Genomic DNA, 20,669 nt, shown 5'->3' on the forward strand with positions numbered 1-20,669 from the left:
TCGCATGTCAGCAGAGGCTGAAGCGCGCAGGCTGAGCATCATCGGTCTTGCGGTCGCCTTGTGTATTGCCGCACTGGCGCTGTGTGTTGCCTTCAACCCGTGGGCAGATCGGTCGGCGAACCGCCTATCTATCGTGATTGACCTGCCGTACGTCGGCGAGGGGGTGACGGCGGGGGCCCCCATGATGATGCACGGCGTAACTGTCGGAAATGTCACCGGCGTATCGACTGTCGTCAATGGCAGGGTCCGGCTCGATGTCGACCTGGAGGCCGGCCCCACCGCGGGATTGACGGACACGATGGGCGTGGACTTCCGTCCCGCCAACTACTTTGGCGTAACCGGTATCAATTTGATTGCGGGCCAAGGTGGTAATCCATTGCGCAACGGGGTGCACATCACCGCCACGCCGCAAGGAAACTTCACGCTACAGGCGCTGCTGTACCGAGCGGGCGAGATCACCAACGGTCTGGTGAGCCCGCAGCTTGTTGACGTGATTAACCGGGCCACGCGCTACACCGATGGGCTCAATCCTCTGATCGAGTCTGTGATCACCGCGGCCCGTGCGGTCGCGGCAGTCCAGACAGTCAGCACCGAGCAGCTGCTGAGAAACACCGCGGGAATCAGTGTGGCATTCCCAGGGTTCGTGGACGCGGCAACCGTTGCAGGCTACGGCTTCAATCAGCGCTCGGGTTTTGTGAAGTTCAATGTTTCCGCGGCGAACGCGATGCCCGGGCAAGATGTTGTCCCGGTCGTGGCCGAACCCGGAATGCCTGTCACCGAAGAATTTTGGAATAAACGAGCCCTGCCGTCCATTGATCTACTCGCAAAGGGGTTCTTCGGGGCTGTCGGAAAGCTGTTGTCATCACACACCGGCGAGTTGCTTCCGGTGGTCAACGTGATCCGGACTCTCACTGACACGGTTCCCGGTTTGGTGACACCCGCGGGCCTCAGCGACACCTTGGTGGAACTGCGGACACGTTTCGAGAAGCTGTACGGGGGATCACCGGAACAGCGTGCGTTGCAGGTTCATATCGTGCTCGATCAGATACCTGGTGTGCAGGCTCCGATTAGTGCGATGGGTGGCCCATGATCAAACCCAGGGCTGCACTGTGGCGTTTCATGGTCAGCGGTGCCATTGGGGCCGTGCTGCTGATCTTGATCATCAACGTGCTGCGGCAACCTGTTTCCAGTGAAACACGCTCCTATACAGCAGAATTCACTGATGCGTCCGGCCTGCGTCTGGATGCGGATGTTCGCTTTCGTGGGGTGCGTGTGGGCAAGGTCAAGGACATACGGCTGGCGCGCAAGCAGGGGCAGAGCATTGCTGAGGTAGAGCTGAGCCTGGACAAGCGCTATGCCGTGGTGTCCAAGACTCGGCTGGCGATCAAGTTCCAATCACTCACCGGGCTGCGCTATCTCGATCTCGCTGATCCCGTCGAGGAGGGTCCCGATGAGAGCGTGGTGACGCGAATTCCGTTGAGCATGACTCATTCTTCGTTCGACGTCACCACCTTGTTCAACGGGTTGCAACCGGTATTGGCGACCTTGAGCCCCAGCGATATCGACAACTTTACGGACAATGTCGCTTCGTTTATGGAAGGCAACGGTACTGGTCTTGGACCGATGCTGGACAGCGTCCGAAAACTGACCCAGTTCGTGGCCGATCGACAGCAGGTCATCGCAACTTTGATGCGCAACCTGAGCGCGATCGCGGAAACGTTTGGTGGGCATTCCAGAGATCTGCTACAGATCCTGGACTGGGTAAATCGGCCGGTGGACAACGCACTCGCGGTGATCGACGAGTTCCGAAAGTCGGAGTTGTACGGGCCGGAGTTCACGTCCGTGACCGTTCAGCTGCTGGCCAATGCCGGTTTCACCCCAGGCAAAGCAGACATGGACAAGGGGATTGACCGGGCGATCACGGTGTTTGACGACTACAGCGATGCGTTCAAACGCGTACCGGTGATCTGGGACAACGTCGAGCCGCCCGCGCCTCCCGGGACCCCGGTGCCGTGCTCACATGGACGGGCGCAATTACCTGAATCGATGGACGTACTACTGAACGGTCAACGGGTGGTCCTGTGCAATCGCTGAAGAAGCTCACAAATCCGACGATGGTCGGCCTGCTTGCGCTAGGCATGGTCGCGATGGTGGCACTGGCCGCCGGCATCATCTATGTCAACCCAATCAATCATCGGCCGGTGGTTTTCTACACAGACGACGCCGCATCGGTGCGGCTAGGCGACAGTGTGCGCATCGCCGGCATCACCGTCGGAAAGGTGGACAGCCTCGCGATTGAGCCGAACCAGGTTCAGGTACGCCTGAGCGTGTCGAAGGACGCCTTTGTCGGCGATCAGTCTCAAGTTCAGGTTCGGATGCTTACGGTGATCGGTGGCTACTACGTGAACCTGGTGTCGCTGGGCGACAAACCGCTGGGGCAGAAGGCTATTCCGCTGGAACGGGTGACCATGCCCTACAACCTGATGAAAGCACTGGCCGGTGCCACCAAGATCACCGAAAACGTCAATCCGACGCCGATCCGTGAATCACTGGACAAGATTCAGGCCGGCCTGAACGGAACCAACGTGGAGACGCTAACGGCGGTTGTCAACGCAGGCAATGCTCTGACAGAGACGATCGATAAGCAGCGGGGGCAGATCTCACAGATCCTCGATCTGTCGGACGAATACATCGAGTCACTGTCCGGCTACCGCGACAAGCTCAAGGATCTCATCCTGAAAATTTCGATCATGGAGCAGACACTTGTGCTGTACGGCAAGGGATTCGCTGGCGCCCTGAAAGGCATGGGCGACATCTCGGATGCGATTATGGCTCCCACCGGCAAATTCTGGGTCAACCACCGTGAGGAGTTCATCCAGAAAGTTCGCGAATGGCAGAACCGGGTTCGGCGGTGGGTCGATAACAACAGCAGACTCGTCCCTCGACTGCGCCGGGTGCGTGACAAGCTCGAGCGCGTCCTGGACGCGCAGAACGCTCGTCCAGAGCTGCTTGCCACCGATTTGTGCATACCGATGTCCGGAAGCAGCTGCTGATGAATGCGATCGCGGTTCGTCGAACTCTCCGTTGCGTGGTGGCCACCACGATGGCGGTCGTGGCCATCGGAGCCAACTCGTCATGCGCACCGCTAGCTCGGCATGAAGCCTCCTACTGTGCGTTCATGCCTGACGCGATCGGGCTCTATGTAGGTAACCCCGTCACTCAGATGGGTTACCGCATAGGCAAAATCGTCTCGATCCAGCCAGGTCCCAGCCATGTCCGCGTCGGCTTCTCCGTAACCGGAGAACGCGAATTCCCCGGCGACGTCAAGGCGATCATCCGGTCCACCTCAATCCTCGCGGATCGCTCCCTGGAACTGGTCGGCAACTACGCCGGAGGGTCCCGGCTCAACGCCGCCAGTTGTATCCCGCTCAATCGGTCTGTGTCACCGAAGTCGTTGTCGGAGATCATTGGGTCGGCGGACAGCTTCCTCAGCGCCATCAACTCCAGCGGCTCGGAGAACATCGCAGACACAGTTCGTGGGTTAGATCAATTGGCACACAACAATGGAGCAGAGTTCGGCCACTTGCTGACCGTGTCATCCGAATTGCTCGATGGTCCCGATCGACAGATCAGCAACATTGGCTCAATCGTTCGGAACACTGCGCAGCTGACATCAGCGCTGGAAGACATCACAGGGCCGATGAAGGAGATTCTGCTGGATGCGCCAACCACGACCGTAGACATCGTGACTGCGCTGGACGGCGCGACTCGGCTGGTCGGTGCGGACTCCATCGGAAAGGTTGGTCCACTTATGGAGTTGGTCGCCACACTGGAATCCAGACTCGGGGACGAAACGCAGATCACATTGGACAGAGTGAGCAACGCCCTCCGAAAAATCAGCCCGCATGCCAACGCCCTTGCCGGCTTGTTCAATGGGGTGCCCTGGTGGATCAACACCGCGGCAAATCACTTTAACGCCAAACAGTTCGGCACGTTCAACATCGCTTACCGACCCCCGCTGTTCCGCGTTGCCACCCACGACAAGCTGGCGCTCTGCGGCGCGATGAATGCGTCGATGCCCGGCAGCTGTGCGGACGTCAACGGCCAGCCCTACGCCGTTGACGTTGCGCTGCTGCAGTACGTGCTGCAGCAGGCGAGCCACTCATGAGCCGCCGTCAAATCCGGACAGTGGTTACCGGAGCCGCGACAGCCATGCTGGTCGTTTCTTGTTCGTCGTTATCGGTGAATGCGATACCCCAGCCAGGTGGTAACCATCGCGGCGGCTATGACATCGTTCTGGAATTTGCCAGTGTCCTGAATCTGCCGAATCGTGCGAAAGTGGTCCAAGACGGCGCCACGGTGGGGGTGGTCACCAGGGTCGATCTCAGAAGCAATCACGTTGATGTGACATCGCAGATCGATCCCGGCATCAACATACCGGCGAATGTTAGTGCCACACTGCAGCAATCAACGGTGCTCGGTGATACCTATGTTGCGCTCGAACGTCCCCGGTCAGGTGAGGGGGCGCCACCGGTCACCGCTGGCGGACGAATCCCTTTGGCGCAAACAGTGTCTCCGCCGCAGCTTGAAGACACATTGGCGAACATGGCGAACTTCGTTGGCAGTGGAGCGATCCAGCGGGTGCAGGACACGATCATCGGCATCAACCGTGTGACCCCGTCGAATCGACAAGACCTTCGCAACCTGGTGAGCCGGGTTGCGGTGGACCTGGCGGACCTTTCCAACAACGTGGATATGGTCGACAAATGGCTTGACGGCGTATCGAGAACTACCGATGTGATGAGCCGCAACCTGCCTACATACAGGTACTGGTTCTCGCCGGAAGGCATGCTGGGATTCGACCGGTCGACAGTGGTTGCAAGCTACATCGGCACCGTACTTCCGTCGGTCGGGAGTATTTACAGCGGAGGGTTCTGGCTGGTTCCGTTACTTAGGTCGCTGAGCAATGCGGTTGGGGCGGTTCAACAGAGCAAATGGAGCTTCGAAGACGAAGCGCCTAAATGGCGAAAGTTGTTCATCGAGGACTTCTTTCCCGTCGATAAGTACCCCGCAATCAACATCACCTCGATATCCGGGCCCGACGGGCGCGAAATGATTGGCAACGTACAGGATGTGCTGCGCATACTGGGAGCAGCGCCATGAGAGTCGCCAAGAACATACTGTCCTTCGCAATGTTCGCGATGATTATCGCGGTCGCGCTTACATACATCGGGTCGTTCGGTATCCGGCTGGGGTTACCGAAGAATCGCATCAATCTCACGATGGACGTACCGGATAGCGAAGGTGTGGTGGTTGGCTCCAGCGTGCTGCTGCGCGGTGTGGCCATTGGCAAGGTGACCGGTGTTTCGACCTCGGTGAGCAATGCCACCATCGATTTCTATCTCGACCCCGGGCAGCGCGTTCCCGTCGACAGTGATGTGCGTCTGGATAATTTTTCTGCGCTCGGTGAAGCCTACGTCGGCTTTCGGCCGCGGTCCGATGACGGCCCTGTGCTGACGGACGGTCAGCGCATCGCGGCGCAGGCGGTAACCGTGCCGCCCTCGATCTCACAACTTGCCGCCACGGTGGTCCGCATACTCAACCAGATGGATCCTGTGCAGCTCAAAGGGATCCTGAATGAAGCGGACTCTTCCTTGCCGGATCCAGGCCGCGTGCTACCCAACCTATCGCGCGCGAGTTTGCTTACCCGAAACATGATGATGAGCATGGACGGAAAAGGGCAGGAACTTCTTGGCAATCTTCAAAATCTGCTGCGTAATGCCGACTGGGTTGGCCCCACGTTGGCAGAAATCGGGCCGCCGTTGCGGGCTGTAGGGGATGGAATATCGGGCGCATTTACCGCCATGATGAATGTTGTCGCCTGGAACAATCCGCACAACGTTCAGCTGTTTCAAAAGTTCCTCGCGCGCCTCCAAAACTTTCTGGACACGCGGGCGCCTGATCTCAAAGTTATTGGTAATGCGCTACTTCCGCAGTTCCAGGGAATCGGGGGAGCGTTGATGAACTTCGACACGGCACAAATCCTGAGTAACGCATTATCAGGCATACCCGAAGACGGCGCGATCACCCTTCGTGTATCCATGCCCGACCGCTAGGCCGAGGCCACTCCCATAACCCGAGAGGAAGTTTCATGTCAGTTGTCGATACCGAACCCGAAAGCACACCTGTGACGGAGAGTCATGACCGGGCTCAGCCAGACGATCCGCCTGCCGATGTGACTGTCGCAGACGGTCGTGCGAGTCTGTCGGCTAAGCGGCCACGACAGGTGTCCTTCACACTGCGCAGCGTGATCATCGCGGTCGTGATCTTCCTGCTGACCGGCGTTGCGGTTGCGCTTGGCTGGCTGTATGCCGGTGCGCAGCAGAAGTTGGACGAGCAGGCCGTGGGTGCCGGCAATAGAGTGCGGGCCGAAGAGATCGCTACTGGCTATGCCACGAATGCCGCAGATATGGATTACCAGGACTTCAAGGCGTGGAAAGTCAAGCTGGTCAACGGAACTTCCCCGTATCTGAAGGAGAAGCTGACAAAGGCTGCTGACTCGATGGAGCAGATTCTGGCGCCTTTACATTGGAAGTCGACGGCCAAGCCATTGGCTGCAAAGGTTCGCTCGGACGCCGGTGGCATATTCACCGTCGATGCGTTCGTCAGCGTGCTCACCAAGACGATGCAGGCGCCCGAGGGGCTGCAGTCCACTGCTACGTACAGCATCACGATCGACAGCAACAACGACTGGCAGATCACCGACGTTGGTGGTATCGACTCTGCTCTTGGCAAATAGCCTCGGTAGCATGATGATTCGCATCTGCAGTAGCCGGTTGATGGCCGTTGTGGTCGCGTCACTGATTTGTTCGGGGGAGGTTCTGACGGCGGCAGCCAGTGCTGATCCGGGTGGCGGCTACGACCCAGTTGCCCACTTCGACCAGCCGCAGCGGCTGCCGGTGATCACTCCGGTGGCCAGCAATTGGCAACCGCAGTTTCCGTTTCCGTTCGATCAGACGAGGCGATACGTGACGTCTGTGGATATCAACGCGGTACGAGAGATGTGTCAGTGGTTCGACGCTCAATACGATGCCGTGAAACATCAAATCGAGGGACTCAACGACAGTTTGGTCCGCAACAACGGCCACTACGATGCTCCCGGGGTCCAGGAGCAGGCGGATATCGTCATCGCCAACATCGACCAGTCAGTGGATTTCCTGGCTCCGCGGGCACAGGCACTCACTCAGAGCTATGACCACGCGGGTGATATGTATTTCCCTATATACCAAGGGGATAGCTTCTTCGGTCTGTGGCAGCAATTGTCCAATGTCGGTAACGGTATCAAGGCACGTCAACCGACCTGGTTCACGGGACCGTCGTACCACCGGGTCATGCACTGGGGGAGCAAGATCCATCGTTCCCATGCCTGCAGCTGAGTATCACCATCGCACGCGAACGACGAGGAGATGCGTATGTCGACAGTGGAGCCCGGTAGCGGGCGCCGTGACCCAAGACAGGGGCCCGTCATCGTAGTTGTCGCTTCGTTAATGGTCTGTAGTGCCGTAACTATTTTCGCTGTGCCGGCCATCGCAGAACCCGGAGCCGAAGTGACGCAGGCTGTCGTCGATGCGCGCGGCGGCACCTCGTGTGCACCGCTGCGCCACAACCCGGCCGTAGAGCACGCCGCCGACATCATCAACCGGTCCACCCACTCGTATCTCAACCACACCGCCGAGAATGTTCCGGCCGACGAACCGCACCAGAAGGCGATTGTGAGGGACCTTGGTATCGAGGCGACCAGGACGGCATCGTTTCAGGGCGCGGGTCACAATGTGGCCGATGCCACCAAGGGGATGTTGTTGGAAGGACGTGACGCGTTCCCCGATTGCGCCTACACCGATTTCGGCGTCAGCAGCCTCTATGAAGAACAGTCGGACTTCACCCTTGTCGCGGTTGTTTTGGTAGCGACATGAACCCCGCGAGGACCATGACACGTTTCCTCGTGGCGGCGGTGTGTGGCGTAACAGTGTTCATGCCGATGGCTCCGCCTGAGGCCTGGGCAGATGATCCCGTCGTCTATGAAGTTCTGTCCGACAGCGTTCAGGTTGCGAACATCGAGTATCAGGCCGTAACCGGTCGGGCAGCTGTCGTGAGCGTGGCGCTGCCCTGGCGCACTGACGCAATGGTGCGCTCCGTTCGTGGCGCGCCACCGGACGGCAGCCAGCTACGGGCGGATTGGCGACCCACCGCCGCGGTTGGCCGGTGGGTGACGGTACGGATCGTCTACCAGGGAAAGGTCATCTGCCAGAACACGATGGACGTTGGGAATGCCGCATGTTACGGCATCACTCCGCGGATCACGTAGGACGCCATGATGATTCGGGACCGAGATATTGAGAACGATGTCGTGATAGACGATCCGCGTACGGAGTGTGGGCTATGAGACATCGCCGTGCTGCAGTGGCCGCTCTGAGTTTGATTCTTTTCGCGGCAGGTCCGGTCGCGACGGCTCGCTCCGAGCCACCGCCACCGGAGGCCACCTCAGATCCATTCCCCGATATTCGGTACTACGACGAGCTCAACGCCAACGATTTCGCTCAGCCTGGTGGGGTGTGGTTCATCGGGCCGGCCGGACAGAACTGCGGGATTTGGGGCCGTGGCAGCTTCGGCTGCTCCGGCGTGATTCCGGGAGCCCCTGCGGGGACCAACCACATCGGCTGGATCGATGGTGACCGGGCGGTGCACTACGACGGGTCCATGGCCGTCAGATTCCCTGCTGTGGAGGCAGGACAGCCGCTGCCAGCGCGCAGCAAGATCAGCCATCAGGGCACAACCTGCGCAGCAACCCCGGATAACCGAACCTACTGCGAGCGTGGTCCGATGCGTTTCGTCATAGAGCCCACCAGGACCTGGCTGTCGGCCGCATGGACGGATTTGAGCTGGATGGAACTGGGACCGGCTTCGTGTAGCCCACCCGGTGGTGGGCGCTGTTACCGGTGAATCAGGACCGCATAAAGGGCGGCGTTGTAGGTTCTCATGGCAGTTGTGACTTGCAACCTAGGATTCTCACAAACTTGTTACACAAGGATTCTCAATAACTTGTGACAATCCTCGGCCGTGTAGGTTCTCAATTCTTTCGGCCAGTGCCGATTTCCTGACCTGTTGGTTTGAAAATTTCTCGATCAGTGGCCACTCGCCTTCGTCTCAGTTTCGTGGCTATTTTTCACCGCCCTGAAATCTGCGCAGGGTGATCAGTGACGGGACACGTGTGGTGGCGGATTTCCGCGCCTTATTAATGTCAGGCACATGTTGGCAACGTGTCGAGCGTGAGGCGCGTTTGTACAGCGTGCAAGTGCACAGTCACCGTCGATTCTGGCTTGGCGGGCTAGCATGACAGAGTGGCACGCGACAGTGCGGGAGACACGTCAGTTGATGCCAAAACTTTGCTCGCCGACATCATCTCGGATGGGCAAGCGCAGCGCATTGCCGAAGTTGCCGAGCAGGCACGAAGTTCGATCGGCGGGTTCTCCGAGAAGCCGGAGGGAATGTCGTTTTCGGAGGTTTTGGACTGGATCTCGCAGATAAACGCCGACGCGATTGCCTCCCTGCAGGACGACCGGCCCCCGGACCTCGCACTGGCCCGGGGGCTTGGAGCACGCTGCTGCGAGGCTCAGGTTGCCCTTGCTGACGCGCAAACACTCCAGCGTATGGTCTTCGACTCGGACTGGCGCCACCTGTTCCTTAGCCTGCGACGGCGCGCGGTATCGATGGAGACAGCCGTTGACGTGACCGCCGCGCACTGGGAGCTGATGAGCCAGATCGGCGACGCAATAGTCGAGGTGTATCGGGAGGCGGAGACCAATCGAAAGATGCGCCGGGCGGAGCGCAACGCCGTACTTGTCGATGCGCTCCTGACCGGTGCGATGCCCGATCCAGACACCACTTTTGCCAGGCTCAACGAACTGATGATCGCGCAGGCTCCGTTCTACTGTGTTGTCGTCATACTCGTGGCAAGACTCGGCGAGGCGCCGCTGCCGAATATTGAAAATTCGCTCCGCCGGGAGTCCTTCGATTCGGCGTGGCGGTTGGGTGCCGAATCTCAGGTCGGGATCGTTGCAGTTCAGAGCCACAGCAGTCTGCGGCGATTGAAAGATGTGCTCATCCGTCTGAAAGCTGTCGGCACAGGACTCAGTGGCCCGGTCTCTGCGCTGGAAATTCCGAAGGGATGGCGACTGGCCGAACTTGCATCCGCCACAACGAACGAGTACGAGCAAGTAGTTGTGTTCGGCGACGACGTGACCAACACAATGGTGGCTGCTGCATCTCCAGAGGTACTGCGGCTACTCGGCGATCACGGACTGAGTGAAATCTTGCCGTTGCCCCAGGTAACTCGCGAGCACCTCCTGGAAACATTCGAACGCTGGCTCGATTGCAAGGGGTCAGTACGGCTGACAGCGATCGCGCTCGATCGGCATCCCAACACAGTGCGCCAGAGGCTCAACAAAATTCAGGAACTCACCGGAAAGTCGCTTGAAAATCCCCGGGATCTCGCGGATCTGGTGGTCCTTATACGTTTTGCGCGCTCGAACTTTTCCTCGACGGGTGCGCGCTGAATTTGCTGATGTGCAACATCACGGGGAGAGGTCACCGGGCCTGGCCAGTGTGGCCTAGACACTGTTTTCTTACCTGAAAGATGGTCTCGACGACGGTGACGTGGCTGTCGACCTTCCCTAATCTCGGGGCTTCACGGTGAAGGCTCGCAGAAAGGGACTGGCATGGAATACCTCTTTGATACGGGATGGGTGGCTCGACCGGAAGTAACCGCTCCTGCCCTCCAAGGTGAAATCCGTTGTGATGTAGCGGTTATCGGTGGCGGCGTGGGAGGTATGGCCGCAGGTCTTCGTCTGGCCGAACGCGGCGTGGACGTTGTGGTGCTTGAGGCCGGAATTTGCGGTTGGGGAGCAAGCTCGCGCAACGGTGGGTACTTGTGTGACGCGCTCAGTGGTGATCCGCGAATGCTGTCCGCGCTGCACCGACGTCGGTTGCCGGGAGTCGCCCGATTCGCCAGATCAGCGCTGAGTTTCGTGAATGACCTGATCGAACGCCATCAGATTGAGTGTGACTACAACCGCGTCGGCTGGGTCAGCATGGCCAGCACGACACGCCACCGGGCGAAGAATGCTGAGCGGGCCGCTGAGGTCCTTCGGTCCCTCGGGAGTGAAGCCGAGTATGTGGACGGGCGCGAGTTCGGGTTGCCGCATGCGTATGTCGGCGGGGTCTTTGAACCGGCCGGCGGCCTATGTAATGCGGGCAAGTATGCGCTCGGTTTACGGGATGTGCTCTTGGCTTCCGGTGCAAGGGTTTACGAGCAGACTCCGGTGCAGGATCTGGAATCCAGTGGGTCCTCGGTCGTCATCAGCGTGCCAGGGGGAAAGGTGCGTGCCGACCGGGCGCTGCTGGCCACCAACGGCTACTCGGCCGACCTTCCGTTCGCGCCGCCCCGCCTGGCCGCCCCAGTGTGGGTTTCGTTGCTGGAGACTGAGCCGATTGATCCAGAGCGTTTGGATAGCACCGGCTGGACGAACCCGGCAGGTTTCGTCTCGAATAACCTTATAGTCTCGAATTTTCGGAAGACTCCACATAACACCATCGTCTTCGGCACCCGCAATGTCCAGGCACCACAAGGCCCGCTGGGTGCGAGGACCACCGACCCAGCAGTCGCCAAGGATCTGCTGCGTGGTTTTCGCGAGACGTTCCCGTCATTGCGCGATGTCGCACCGAAAAAGACCTGGGGCGGTTGGATCGGGATGTCACCAACACTGCTTCCCGTCGCCGGTGAATCCAACTCTCGGGTGCTCTACACCAACGGGTGCAACGGATATGGCATGACCCAGGCACCCTATCTCGGCACACTGTTGGCTGATCGGTTGGCGGGCAGCGAGATGCACGAAGACTTGCGAGCCGTCTGGTACGACCGCAGCCACTTCCCGCCCAACCCGCAATTCAGCCCGCTTGGCGCACGCACTCTGTGGGCGGTGGATCGAATCTCGGACGAGATCGACAAATTGCGGTCGTGAGACAGACGGCAGTCTAATGTTGTAATAGGTTCCACCCCAATATGTCTGGGGCGGTTCAGGGTGCAACAACCGAGCCGCCCCAAGGCGTGGGGATTGGGCAACGTGCACCGCGTCCTCGCATGTTGGCTACGTGATGCCCATGGCGCGCACCCGCCGAGGAAGCAATCGGAAGACGCATCGAAGTGTCATCCATGCCGCTTTCCTTCAAAACCCCAACCAGCAGGAAGAAACCACTGTGACAGCCATTGATCCGGCTATTCAAAGGACCAGCAGCACCGTGGATATCGCGACATCCTCGCCATCGTCAATCTCGACGACGGCGTGATCATCTAAGGACTGCTTTCCCCTAACGAGATTGTAAGGTTCAATGCCGACGCCGATACGGCGCCGTTCACGCTCGCGCCTGGTGGCAGGCACGAGTCCGAGGTCGTCAACGAGCTCCACGGTGGGTGAAATTGCAGCGGTCGTTGCACTGAGGCTCACCCTGTTACGGCGCTGTGGCGCTGTTTAGGTGCGCGGCGATGTTGGGCGCAATATCGAGCACCAGCAGCGCGGCGGCGACGTGTGTGGGATTGTCTTCTACTTTCACCACGGAAAGTTCGTTGGCGCGCGAGACTCGGCGCTCAACGGTGTTTCGGTGTGCGTAGAGGCTGTTCGCTGCCCGTGTCGTGTTGAAGCCGCACTGTACATAGGTCAAGAGTGCCTGCCGCAACGTTTCGTCGGCTTCGGCCAGCGGGCCGAGCGTCTTAGTGACGAACCGTCGTGCGCTGGCGCGGTCTTTGGTCAGGCTGTCGATGAGTTCAACGTCCGCGTATGCGGTGAAGTGCTGTGTGGATCCGAGCCGGATCACCAAAGCCTGTGCCGCAAGAGCGTCTTGGTGGCTGGATCTGAACCCTTCGAGTCCGTCTCCGGGCCGCCCGACGCCCGCTCGGATGTCTGTTGTCTTCGCCACGGCCTTCTCGACGTGGTGCAGGTCCGCCGCCGCGGCCCCCGATAACCAGATCCAGCGCGAGGTGGCGCTTGCCCGAGCCACCAGGGAGTTTCGCGCCTCCGCGGCCGAACGCACGGTCGCTACCATCTCGTCCAATAGGCCTGCTTGTTCAGGGTCGTCGACCCACAAGACGAGACTTGCGTGCGCGCGCGCTATCCGGTACCGCAGGCGCCCCTCCGCTAGATCCTCGGTTATGGGTGCTCCACTGGCGATGAGTTGAATGAAGGCCATCGCGTCGGCATCCGCGTTACCCGTCGCAGCAGAAAGGCTGGCTTCGCGTAAGGCTGCCACCGCATCGAGGGCGTACTGCGCCAGCGACTTTGCCGACACATCAAGAACCTCAACGAGAAGATCACGGTCTGCGCAGTGGGTGACACATTCTTCAAGCCACCGCCGCCAGCCGACCCCGAGTGCCGCCCGCCACCCTCCAGCGAAATCAGGGGTGATACCGCGGGAAACGAGCGCACCCAAGTACTCCGTTGTCCTTAGGCTGACGTAGGGCTGGACCCTTCGCCCCGGCTGCTGGACGTTCGCGGTGAGCCATTGCACGAGTTCGGAGCGGTCGAGGTGGCGGTCCTCTTCGACCAGCGATGCATCCGAGACCAAGACGGGGCTGTTCTGTGCCGTGAGACCAGGTTCGGCAAGCACATCGATTATGGCATCAGTGTCGGTCAGGAGCCGTTGGCACAGTGACCGGATCGCCTCGGCGACCTCGGGGGCGGGCAGGGGCCACAGTTCCTCCATAGTGGCCAGTCTGCCCTGACCCCCGAGGGACGGGGCGTCTTAGGCCGACGCTTCTGAGTCGACGCCGAGGAGTTGGGCGATCTGATCGGCAGTGTGCAGGCCGGTCAGGATGGCGCCATTCATGGTTCCGACCCACTCGCCGGCCGTCTCGGTCCCCGCCCAGTGGATACGCCCGTGCGGCTCGGCAAGGGCAGCGCCGTAGCTCACCGTCGCGTAGGGCGGCGCGGCGGGATGCGGACCACCCGGCGCGAACGGTTCGGTGCCCCAACAGTGGTCGATGTAATCGATCGGGGTGTTGGCCTGCTCGCCATACAGGTCGGCCAATTGCTTGAGAACCAGTTTCCGGCGAACCTCCGGGCCGAAGCCGTCATACACGCGCGCGGTGCAGAAGACCATCAGGATGCCCGGTCCATCATCACTGGGGGAGACATCGAAGGTGATGAACACCGGCACGGTGTCGGTCAGCGCCTCACCTGAAAGCCCTTCAGCTCGCCAGAAGGGCTTGTCGTACGCGACGAACGCCTTGCTCAGCGCGCCCATCGGGAAGCTCGTCGTGAGCCCCTCGATCTTGTTCGGCAGGGCGGGTTGGTACTCGATACAAGCGCGGTGCTGGGGGGCCGCAGTGACGATGGCGTACTTGGCGTTGATTGTCGCTGAGTCGGTGTAAACCGTCACGCCATTCTCGTCTTGGGAGATCCGGCGAACACGAGTATCCAGGACAACTCTGTCGCCGAGTTGCTCGGCGAGCCGCTTGGCGATCTCCTGAGTGGTTTCGGTGACGCGGTACTCCTGCTGTCCGCCTTCGACGGCGAGCATGTGATCGAGCCCACCCACGGCCTGGATGTAACGCAACACGTGCAGCAGTGACACGTCGAGCGGGCTGCAGCCCCACTGCACCCTGGTGATGATGTACATCAGCGCACGTGTGCTGGTCGCAGCCTGCTGCTGGTCGAGCCATTCACCGAACGAGACCGCGTCGAGTTCGGCGGCGTTGGGAGAATTCCACGCCGCATTGACGTCGATGGTCTCCAGCAGTGTGTTTAGCGCAATTTGGATGCGGCCCAGATCCTCCACGTCCACGGGTCCGACCGTCGGCAAGGTGCCCGTGTAAGTCTGGCGCTGCCCGGCCATCCACAGCACGTTGGATCCTTCATCGAACTGAGGGTTCAACGAACACCCCAATCGCGCCATGAGATCGCGGACCGCGCTGTGCCGCTCGGCCACCCACGTGGCCCCCAGATCAACCTTGACACCGGCCACCTCGCCGGTGAACGATCGGCCTCCGACCCTTTCTCGTGCGTCCACCACCAAGACCGACACGCCCATACGCGCGAGTCGATCCGCGGCGCTCAACCCGGCGAAGCCCGCACCGATGATCACGACATCGACTGCCGCGATCTTGGCATCGCCCTCACTTGACTTCGACATGGTGTCCTCTTTCATAGCTTCCTCCTTTTTCATGGTTTCCTTCTTCACACGCGTTGTAGACGTGCTGCGAGATGAGCTGGGTGATCGGGTCGACCAACGCGTCTGGAATGTGATGGCCCATACCGGGAATCACGATGTGGCGCGCTGAGCGGATTGCGTTGACCGTCGCGGCGCCGCCGCTGGGGTTCACCAACAGATCCCGGTCGCCGTTGATAACTAAGGTCGGTGCTGAGATGTTGCGGAGCTGGGCCGTGCGGTCCCCGGAGCGCTGGATCGCTTGAATCTGGCGAGCCGCTCCCGCCGCCGAGTTACCGGTGCCCCGATCCCATCCGCGCGCGGCGGTAGCGGCTTCTTGAGCATCATCGATGGGATACGCCCTTCCGGCAATGTGCTCGGTGATACGTAGGTGAGTGCGCACCGCTGCGGTTCTGGTTCTTGCTGGAGGTCCGACGAGCAATCGGATCGTTGACAGCGCCGGCTGACCGACCTTACGGGCCCCGGTAGTCGAGAAAATAGAGGTCAATGATGCAACGCGCCGAGGCTCTGTCGCCGCAATCGTCTGAGCGATCATCCCGCCCATCGACCGTCCCACCAGGTGAACCTGCGCGATCTCGAGATGATCGAGCACGCCGACACAATCGGTGGCCATATCCGCCAACGAATAGGCGTCGCTGCGGGGACGCCCGATCACTTGGCGCCACAGTGCCGGGACTGGGGCAGCCGAGAAGGTGGACTGGCCCACGTCCCGGTTATCCATAGCGATGACCCGAAAGCCTTGAGCGACAAGTGCTCCAACGAAAGAGCCCGTCCAGAACGTGAGATCCTCACCCAGTCCGGCGATAAGCAAAATGGTGGGCTCGGCTTTATCACCGAAACCTCGGAAGTCTCGGAAGCAGATCGTCGTCCCAGATGGGACGGTTGCGTATTTGTCGGCGCCCCCGACACCGCTGTTATCAAGCATAAATCTGAGACCTGTCAACTCGCGGCTGCGAAATCGGCTGCCGTGCACCGAACTCAAGACTTTTATCGGCCACCGGACCACGCAGTGCCTTGGCGTCCTCCTGGTAAGCCATCGCCATCCGCCACGGCGCCTCCTGGCCCTGCTTGGGCAAGACCTTTGCGCCGCGCTTGGCATATCCGGACTGAAGGTCCATGACAGGTCTGGGCGTCATGCCGGGCACCGGGATCGGCACTGCCCAGTCATATCCGTGAGTGTCCATGTGTTTGACTAGGCCGATGAAGTAGCGACACATGAGGCTCACTTTGAGTGTCCAGGAAGACGTCGTATAGCCGATGGCCATCGCCCAGTTCGGGATTCCGCTCAGCAGCATCCCGCGATAGCAGAACGATTGTGCGATGTCGACAGTGTGCCCATCGATCACGATCGGCATTCCGTCGAACAGTTGCAAGTTCAGACCGGTGGCGGTCACGATGATGTCGGCTTCTAGCTCCTCGCCCGAATTCAGTACGATGCCGCACTTGCTGAACCGCGCGATCGTGTCGGTGACGACGGAGGCGTTGCCCGACTTGATCGCCTCGAAGAAGTCGCCATCAGGTGCCGCGCACAGCCGCTGGTCCCAGGGGTCGTACGGCGGGTTGAAGTGCTTGTCGACGTCGAACCCCTGGGGTAGCCGTTTGATGTTCGCCCGGCGGATCAGCCGACGACCGGCCTTAGGGAAAGCTCGAAGACCCATGACGATCGCGCGTTCGAGCCAGATGTTCTTGAACCTCGTCGCGGCGTACCCGCGCTTGGCTCCCAAAAGCTTCGTGAGTGCGACAGCGACGCGGTCGACGCGAGGAATCGCCGCGATGTAGGTCGGAGTGCGTTGCAGCATCGTCACGTGCTGGGCCGCGCCGGCCCCGGTCAACATCGCCGGCACCATGGTGACCGCGGTTGCGCCACTGCCGATGATGACAACCTTTTTGCCGCGGTAGTCGAGGGCCTCGGGCCAGTGCTGAGGATGCACCACCACACCGTCAAAGTCGCCGCGCCCTGCAAACTCCGGAGTGAATCCTTCGTCATACCGGTAGTAGCCGGTAGCGGCGAACACCCACCCGGCACGGATCGACTTGGTATGGATTGCACCCGTGGCAGGGTCAGTTGTCTCGACACTGAGAGTCCACCGCGAGTCCGCCGAGGACCATTCCGATTTCACGACTCGGTGCCCGAACCTGATGAGGTGGATCAGATCGTTCTCCTCGACCGTTTCCTGCAGGTACTCCCGAATCAAGGGCGCGTCTGCGATCGCCGTCTCGTGACGCCACGGCTTGAACTCGTAGCCGAAAGTGTGCAGGTCAGAATCTGAGCGGATGCCCGGATAACGGAACAGATCCCAGGTGCCGCCGATATTGTCGCGGCCCTCGAGCACGATGAGCGACTTTTTGGGCAGTTCCCGGGTGAAGTAGGCGGCTGCACCAATCCCTGAAATTCCGGCGCCGATGATGACGATGTCGAAATCCTCTGCCGCGCTGGGCACCTCAGTTGTCATGGCTGTCGACTCCTCGCTGATCCGATCTGGTCAGCTCTACTGTCGCCAGCCACTCGCATCGGTCGCAACGACAGCGCGCACCAACTTGGGCCGCAACCAGTGCACGACGCACCATTGACGATCAAACTTGCGGTGTTTCGCCGCGCGGCACCACGCGTTCGGTCATGCCGGGGCGGGCGCGGTGCATGACGAGGCCAACGTGTTCGATTGCGCCGCTTGAGATCTCCCGAAGGTAATCAGTCATCTCGGACTGGTTGCATCGGCCGCCTGGTAGAGGTCGGCGGTCGCGAGACCCTAACTGCCCAGAACTGCCAGGCAGGCCGGCGTCGTCCTACTCGATCAGTCATCGAACGGAATTCCGCACGGTGCACGGTGCACCGATAGCGGCCCAAGTTGGTGCGCGCTGTCGTGGCGACCAGCGTCCAGCGCGGGACACAGTAGACCGAACCAAGATCAGATCAGTAAGGAGTCGGCGGTGAAGGATCTCGCGTTCCTAATCGCCGATGTCTGGATGATCTTTGTCGGCTACTACTTCGGATTGAAGCTCATTCGAGGCTACGGAAACTACCTACTCGGCATCGAATGGATGATCGTCGCAACCTCAGGCAGCAACTTTCTTCTCTGGTCCCTACTAGGTGGCGACACGGACAGCGTGCTCTACGACTTCGCCTATTTTTTCGATGCGTTCTCACGATCGGTCGGCATCACGCTCATCCTCATCTTGGGCCTCATGGCGGTCACCCATCGATACAAGCCGACCGTGGCAGTTGACATCGGCGTGTTCGGGCTCGCGGTCGCAGGTGGAATCTACCTGCGACAATTCCACGACGGAACACTCCACATCGTTCCTGCCACGTTCTATGTCGTGGCCAACCTTCTCACAGCGTTGTTCCTGATGTACTTCACCAAGAGGCTCTGGGGCATCGGCTCGAAACAGCTGGCCGCATGGACCGTCGTGGTCACAGTCGCAGCATCCACCGTTGCGATCACCTACGACTTCTTCCCACTTCCGTTCGACGACGAGAACCGCACCATCTTCTACACCGCCGCGCTGGCCACATGGGGCGCTCAGGGATTCATCTACTACGTCGCATACCGTGCAATGCACAACCACAACATGGCGGCTGTCGGTACGAATGAGGAACCCAGCGCAACTATTCGCACATCTTGAAATATGTAGCGGTACCAGTTACCTGCTCCAGAAGATGCAGCTCCGGGCGGTTCAGTGATCCGTTCATCCAGATCACTGCACAACCTCTCGGGTTCAGTATCAAGCTGACTAGCTACCCGGTTCGGGCGCCACTCGGGTGTGGGTCGGCGACCAAAACGACTGCATATTCAGGCGCCCATCGCGCGGTCGGTCGGTGCACGAGCAGCTAAACGGTTGCCCAATTCACTATGGGGCATTTTCACCGTTGCCGCCTGAAATTCTCCGCTGCCTTTCTTGATCAACGCGCCGCGAACTGTGGTGTGCCGCTGGTGATCAGCTGTTCCAGGAGTTTATGGATGCAGCCTGCCCCGCGTGGAGCGTGGCTGTGCGCCGTTGCCGGATCTGTTCAAGGCGGCTGCGGTTGGTGTGCGCGGGTTTGAGGGCAGCGGCGTCGAGGTCCTCAAAGATCTGCGCATACGGCAATCGCTGCGTTGCGTCGGTCACGCTGTCGGGCAGTCCGAGTTCTTTGGCCCTGTGCGGCTTAGGCTTTGATGAGATGATTGCTGATGGGGCGAAATGAATGTCGCCACCGGTACATGCCGCCCACATCGCCGCTATCGAATCTTGCGGAATATCCTGAGGCGAATGTTGGCCAGCAGCACCGGGTCTACGCCGCCCCAAACCTCATACCACCAGCCCTTGGCGGAGCAGGCCCGCGATGTCCAGTTCAACACGGCGGCGACTTTGGGCTCAGACTGGAACTTGATGGGCTTGACCTCCACCACCATGAACTCGCCGGAAGTCAACTGAAGTAGCACATCCGGTACGTGACGCCGCACGTTACAGCCGTCATTGCTGCGTATCCAAAACGGCTGAGTCGGCATCCAAGACCACCGACGATTCAAAATCGGCCAGCCACGGCCGATCAAGCTCTAGCCGACTCTCATATGACAGATGCCTACCTGTCGTCGCCGACCAAACTCGCCGACGTAGTTCTTCCTGCCAGCAGCAGTGTGTACGCATCGAACAGCTATCCCCCGAACCACGGCAGCGGCGCTCACCGATCGAAGATCAGTATCAGCCCGGACTGCGTCCCCCGGTAAGTAGGTCACATCGAGGTCTAGAAGTGCCGCCGTTCGCTCCGACGTACAGTCACGTTCCCGCAGAAACAAGAGAGTGAGAAAACAACACGCTGGTCAGAAAAATATGAGAAAAGAACGAGATAAATGAGAACCTACAGGCGGCGTTGAGGCGTCTGTCACTCAAACTTCCGGGAACCTCCGCGTGCGCGGCAACGTTGAGCAAGGCAGACTCAACTGCTACGCGGTATGGACGCCGACGTTCAGGACGCAAAGGAGAGACACATGGCGTTGTTGCTTCGAGAGGCCATCGGCGACACCCTGCGGAACGCTCGATCCGGGCAGGGGAGAACGTTGCGTGAGGTATCGGACTCGGCACGCGTCAGCCTGGGATATCTGTCCGAGGTGGAACGTGGCCGTAAGGAAGCCTCCAGTGAGCTGCTGGCCGCGATCTGCGGCGCGCTCGATGTCCCGCTGTCGGAGGTGTTGTCCGAGGTCAGCGCTAGACTGGCGCATCGCGAGGCTGCCGTCGCGGCTTCGCAGCCCGCAGTGACGACAGCGGCCAGCTCACTCAGTGGGATCGATGTCGCGACCAAGGTTGTCATTCCGCAGGTTCGCGCAATGGCGGCCGCCTAACTTACTGTGGCGGTCGCATTGTTTTGCGCCCCGTAGGGGGTGTGGGGATCGGCATGCAACAGATAAGTTGGGACC

22 protein-coding genes are annotated in these 20,669 nt (G+C 60.2%); 15 read left to right on the forward strand and 7 right to left on the reverse strand.

The annotated features are described in order from the left end of the window. The first annotated feature begins 4 nt into the window (after nt 1–4). The 13 genes from AOT83_RS15850 (at nt 5) to AOT83_RS15910 (ending at nt 12,077) form a co-directional block, all read left to right on the forward strand. Nucleotides 5–1,090, forward strand: a complete 1,086-nt coding sequence (locus AOT83_RS15850) for a hypothetical protein (RefSeq protein WP_057966135.1) — start codon at nt 5–7, stop codon at nt 1,088–1,090. Further along, nucleotides 1,087–2,094: an MlaD family protein gene (locus tag AOT83_RS15855; RefSeq protein ID WP_057966134.1), complete on the forward strand. Its 1,008-nt coding sequence runs from the start codon at nt 1,087–1,089 to the stop codon at nt 2,092–2,094. Before AOT83_RS15850 ends, AOT83_RS15855 begins: the two co-directional genes overlap by 4 nt. A gap of 20 nt (nt 2,095–2,114) precedes the next feature. After that, nucleotides 2,115–3,053 (forward strand): MlaD family protein, encoded by a 939-nt coding sequence (locus AOT83_RS15860; RefSeq protein ID WP_109394718.1) that lies wholly within the window; start codon nt 2,115–2,117, stop codon nt 3,051–3,053. A gap of 50 nt (nt 3,054–3,103) precedes the next feature. After that, nucleotides 3,104–4,168, forward strand: a complete 1,065-nt coding sequence (locus AOT83_RS15865; protein WP_234797668.1) for an MlaD family protein — start codon at nt 3,104–3,106, stop codon at nt 4,166–4,168. 44 nt (nt 4,169–4,212) lie between these two features. Beyond that, nucleotides 4,213–5,163, forward strand: a complete 951-nt coding sequence (locus tag AOT83_RS15870) for an MlaD family protein (RefSeq protein WP_057966133.1) — start codon at nt 4,213–4,215, stop codon at nt 5,161–5,163. Beyond that, nucleotides 5,160–6,116: an MlaD family protein gene (locus AOT83_RS15875; RefSeq protein ID WP_057966132.1), complete on the forward strand. Its 957-nt coding sequence runs from the start codon at nt 5,160–5,162 to the stop codon at nt 6,114–6,116. The genes AOT83_RS15870 and AOT83_RS15875 overlap by 4 nt, the downstream gene beginning before the upstream one ends. A gap of 35 nt (nt 6,117–6,151) precedes the next feature. Further along, nucleotides 6,152–6,799, forward strand: a complete 648-nt coding sequence (locus AOT83_RS15880; RefSeq protein ID WP_109394690.1) for a hypothetical protein — start codon at nt 6,152–6,154, stop codon at nt 6,797–6,799. Between the two features lie 40 nt (nt 6,800–6,839). Beyond that, entirely contained in the window at nt 6,840–7,436 is a 597-nt protein-coding gene (locus tag AOT83_RS15885; RefSeq protein ID WP_057966131.1) for a hypothetical protein, read from the forward strand. Nucleotides 7,437–7,577: 141 nt separating this feature from the next. Then, the gene (locus AOT83_RS15890; RefSeq protein ID WP_227457769.1) at nt 7,578–7,973 is read left to right on the forward strand and encodes a hypothetical protein; all 396 of its coding nucleotides are present in this window, start codon (nt 7,578–7,580) and stop codon (nt 7,971–7,973) included. Nucleotides 7,974–8,032: 59 nt separating this feature from the next. After that, nucleotides 8,033–8,365 carry a hypothetical protein gene (locus tag AOT83_RS15895; protein ID WP_044104048.1) on the forward strand — a complete coding sequence of 111 codons (333 nt, stop codon included), beginning with the start codon at nt 8,033–8,035 and terminating at the stop codon, nt 8,363–8,365. Between the two features lie 74 nt (nt 8,366–8,439). Next, nucleotides 8,440–9,000: a hypothetical protein gene (locus AOT83_RS15900; RefSeq protein WP_030093851.1), complete on the forward strand. Its 561-nt coding sequence runs from the start codon at nt 8,440–8,442 to the stop codon at nt 8,998–9,000. Between the two features lie 398 nt (nt 9,001–9,398). Beyond that, a complete protein-coding gene (locus AOT83_RS15905; protein ID WP_057966130.1) occupies nt 9,399–10,613 on the forward strand; it encodes a helix-turn-helix domain-containing protein in 1,215 nt (404 codons plus the stop codon). A gap of 162 nt (nt 10,614–10,775) precedes the next feature. Further along, entirely contained in the window at nt 10,776–12,077 is a 1,302-nt protein-coding gene (locus AOT83_RS15910; RefSeq protein ID WP_057966129.1) for an FAD-dependent oxidoreductase, read from the forward strand. Nucleotides 12,078–12,335: 258 nt separating this feature from the next. Here AOT83_RS15910 and AOT83_RS15915 read toward each other — a convergent pair whose 3' ends face one another. Genes AOT83_RS15915 through AOT83_RS15935 form a run of 5 tightly spaced genes read right to left on the reverse strand, consistent with a single transcriptional unit; the run spans nt 12,336 to nt 17,729 of the window. Continuing rightward, on the reverse strand, nt 12,336–12,560 hold the full coding sequence (locus AOT83_RS15915) for a hypothetical protein (protein ID WP_131726951.1): 225 nt from the start codon (nt 12,558–12,560) through the stop codon (nt 12,336–12,338). A gap of 4 nt (nt 12,561–12,564) precedes the next feature. Beyond that, nucleotides 12,565–13,812, reverse strand: coding sequence for a helix-turn-helix domain-containing protein (locus tag AOT83_RS15920; protein ID WP_057966127.1), 1,248 nt, complete (start codon nt 13,810–13,812; stop codon nt 12,565–12,567). 39 nt (nt 13,813–13,851) lie between these two features. After that, nucleotides 13,852–15,240, reverse strand: coding sequence for a flavin monoamine oxidase family protein (locus tag AOT83_RS15925; protein ID WP_057966126.1), 1,389 nt, complete (start codon nt 15,238–15,240; stop codon nt 13,852–13,854). Further along, entirely contained in the window at nt 15,224–16,201 is a 978-nt protein-coding gene (locus AOT83_RS15930; RefSeq protein WP_057966125.1) for an alpha/beta fold hydrolase, read from the reverse strand. The genes AOT83_RS15925 and AOT83_RS15930 overlap by 17 nt, the downstream gene beginning before the upstream one ends. Further along, nucleotides 16,194–17,729: an NAD(P)/FAD-dependent oxidoreductase gene (locus AOT83_RS15935; RefSeq protein WP_057966124.1), complete on the reverse strand. Its 1,536-nt coding sequence runs from the start codon at nt 17,727–17,729 to the stop codon at nt 16,194–16,196. The genes AOT83_RS15930 and AOT83_RS15935 overlap by 8 nt, the downstream gene beginning before the upstream one ends. A 475-nt stretch (nt 17,730–18,204) precedes the next feature. Between AOT83_RS15935 and AOT83_RS15940 the strand changes: the two genes are divergently transcribed. Then, entirely contained in the window at nt 18,205–18,900 is a 696-nt protein-coding gene (locus AOT83_RS15940; RefSeq protein ID WP_057966123.1) for a hypothetical protein, read from the forward strand. A gap of 312 nt (nt 18,901–19,212) precedes the next feature. Here the strand turns inward: AOT83_RS15940 and AOT83_RS27875 are convergent, their stop codons facing one another. Both AOT83_RS27875 and AOT83_RS15950 read right to left on the reverse strand, forming a co-directional pair. Continuing rightward, nucleotides 19,213–19,383 carry a hypothetical protein gene (locus tag AOT83_RS27875; protein WP_157858388.1) on the reverse strand — a complete coding sequence of 57 codons (171 nt, stop codon included), beginning with the start codon at nt 19,381–19,383 and terminating at the stop codon, nt 19,213–19,215. A 110-nt stretch (nt 19,384–19,493) separates the two neighbouring features. Continuing rightward, nucleotides 19,494–19,718 carry a hypothetical protein gene (locus tag AOT83_RS15950; RefSeq protein ID WP_057979784.1) on the reverse strand — a complete coding sequence of 75 codons (225 nt, stop codon included), beginning with the start codon at nt 19,716–19,718 and terminating at the stop codon, nt 19,494–19,496. 525 nt (nt 19,719–20,243) lie between these two features. Between AOT83_RS15950 and clgR the strand changes: the two genes are divergently transcribed. Next, nucleotides 20,244–20,594 carry a transcriptional regulator ClgR gene (gene clgR, locus AOT83_RS15955; protein WP_030093850.1) on the forward strand — a complete coding sequence of 117 codons (351 nt, stop codon included), beginning with the start codon at nt 20,244–20,246 and terminating at the stop codon, nt 20,592–20,594. The last annotated feature ends 75 nt before the right edge of the window (nt 20,595–20,669 follow it).

This window comes from Mycobacteroides sp. H001 (assembly GCF_001440005.1).
Taxonomy (GTDB): Bacteria; Actinomycetota; Actinomycetes; order Mycobacteriales; family Mycobacteriaceae; genus Mycobacterium; species Mycobacterium gwanakae.

Bases quoted from the DNA above. Each gene is read 5' to 3' on its own strand.
- AOT83_RS15865 (WP_234797668.1), top strand. From the start codon at position 3,104: ATGGCGGTCGTGGCCATCGGAGCCAACTCGTCATGCGCACCGCTAGCT.
- AOT83_RS15885 (WP_057966131.1), top strand. From the start codon at position 6,840: ATGGCCGTTGTGGTCGCGTCACTGATTTGTTCGGGGGAGGTTCTGACG.
- AOT83_RS15900 (WP_030093851.1), top strand. From the start codon at position 8,440: ATGAGACATCGCCGTGCTGCAGTGGCCGCTCTGAGTTTGATTCTTTTC.
- AOT83_RS15880 (WP_109394690.1), top strand. From the start codon at position 6,152: ATGTCAGTTGTCGATACCGAACCCGAAAGCACACCTGTGACGGAGAGT.
- AOT83_RS15875 (WP_057966132.1), top strand. From the start codon at position 5,160: ATGAGAGTCGCCAAGAACATACTGTCCTTCGCAATGTTCGCGATGATT.
- clgR (WP_030093850.1), top strand. From the start codon at position 20,244: ATGGCGTTGTTGCTTCGAGAGGCCATCGGCGACACCCTGCGGAACGCT.
- AOT83_RS15860 (WP_109394718.1), top strand. From the start codon at position 2,115: ATGGTCGGCCTGCTTGCGCTAGGCATGGTCGCGATGGTGGCACTGGCC.
- AOT83_RS15895 (WP_044104048.1), top strand. From the start codon at position 8,033: ATGCCGATGGCTCCGCCTGAGGCCTGGGCAGATGATCCCGTCGTCTAT.
- AOT83_RS15920 (WP_057966127.1), bottom strand. From the start codon at position 13,812: ATGGAGGAACTGTGGCCCCTGCCCGCCCCCGAGGTCGCCGAGGCGATC.
- AOT83_RS15910 (WP_057966129.1), top strand. From the start codon at position 10,776: ATGGAATACCTCTTTGATACGGGATGGGTGGCTCGACCGGAAGTAACC.
- AOT83_RS15870 (WP_057966133.1), top strand. From the start codon at position 4,213: ATGCTGGTCGTTTCTTGTTCGTCGTTATCGGTGAATGCGATACCCCAG.
- AOT83_RS15855 (WP_057966134.1), top strand. From the start codon at position 1,087: ATGATCAAACCCAGGGCTGCACTGTGGCGTTTCATGGTCAGCGGTGCC.
- AOT83_RS15925 (WP_057966126.1), bottom strand. From the start codon at position 15,240: ATGTCGAAGTCAAGTGAGGGCGATGCCAAGATCGCGGCAGTCGATGTC.
- AOT83_RS15930 (WP_057966125.1), bottom strand. From the start codon at position 16,201: ATGCTTGATAACAGCGGTGTCGGGGGCGCCGACAAATACGCAACCGTC.
- AOT83_RS15850 (WP_057966135.1), top strand. From the start codon at position 5: ATGTCAGCAGAGGCTGAAGCGCGCAGGCTGAGCATCATCGGTCTTGCG.
- AOT83_RS15935 (WP_057966124.1), bottom strand. From the start codon at position 17,729: ATGACAACTGAGGTGCCCAGCGCGGCAGAGGATTTCGACATCGTCATC.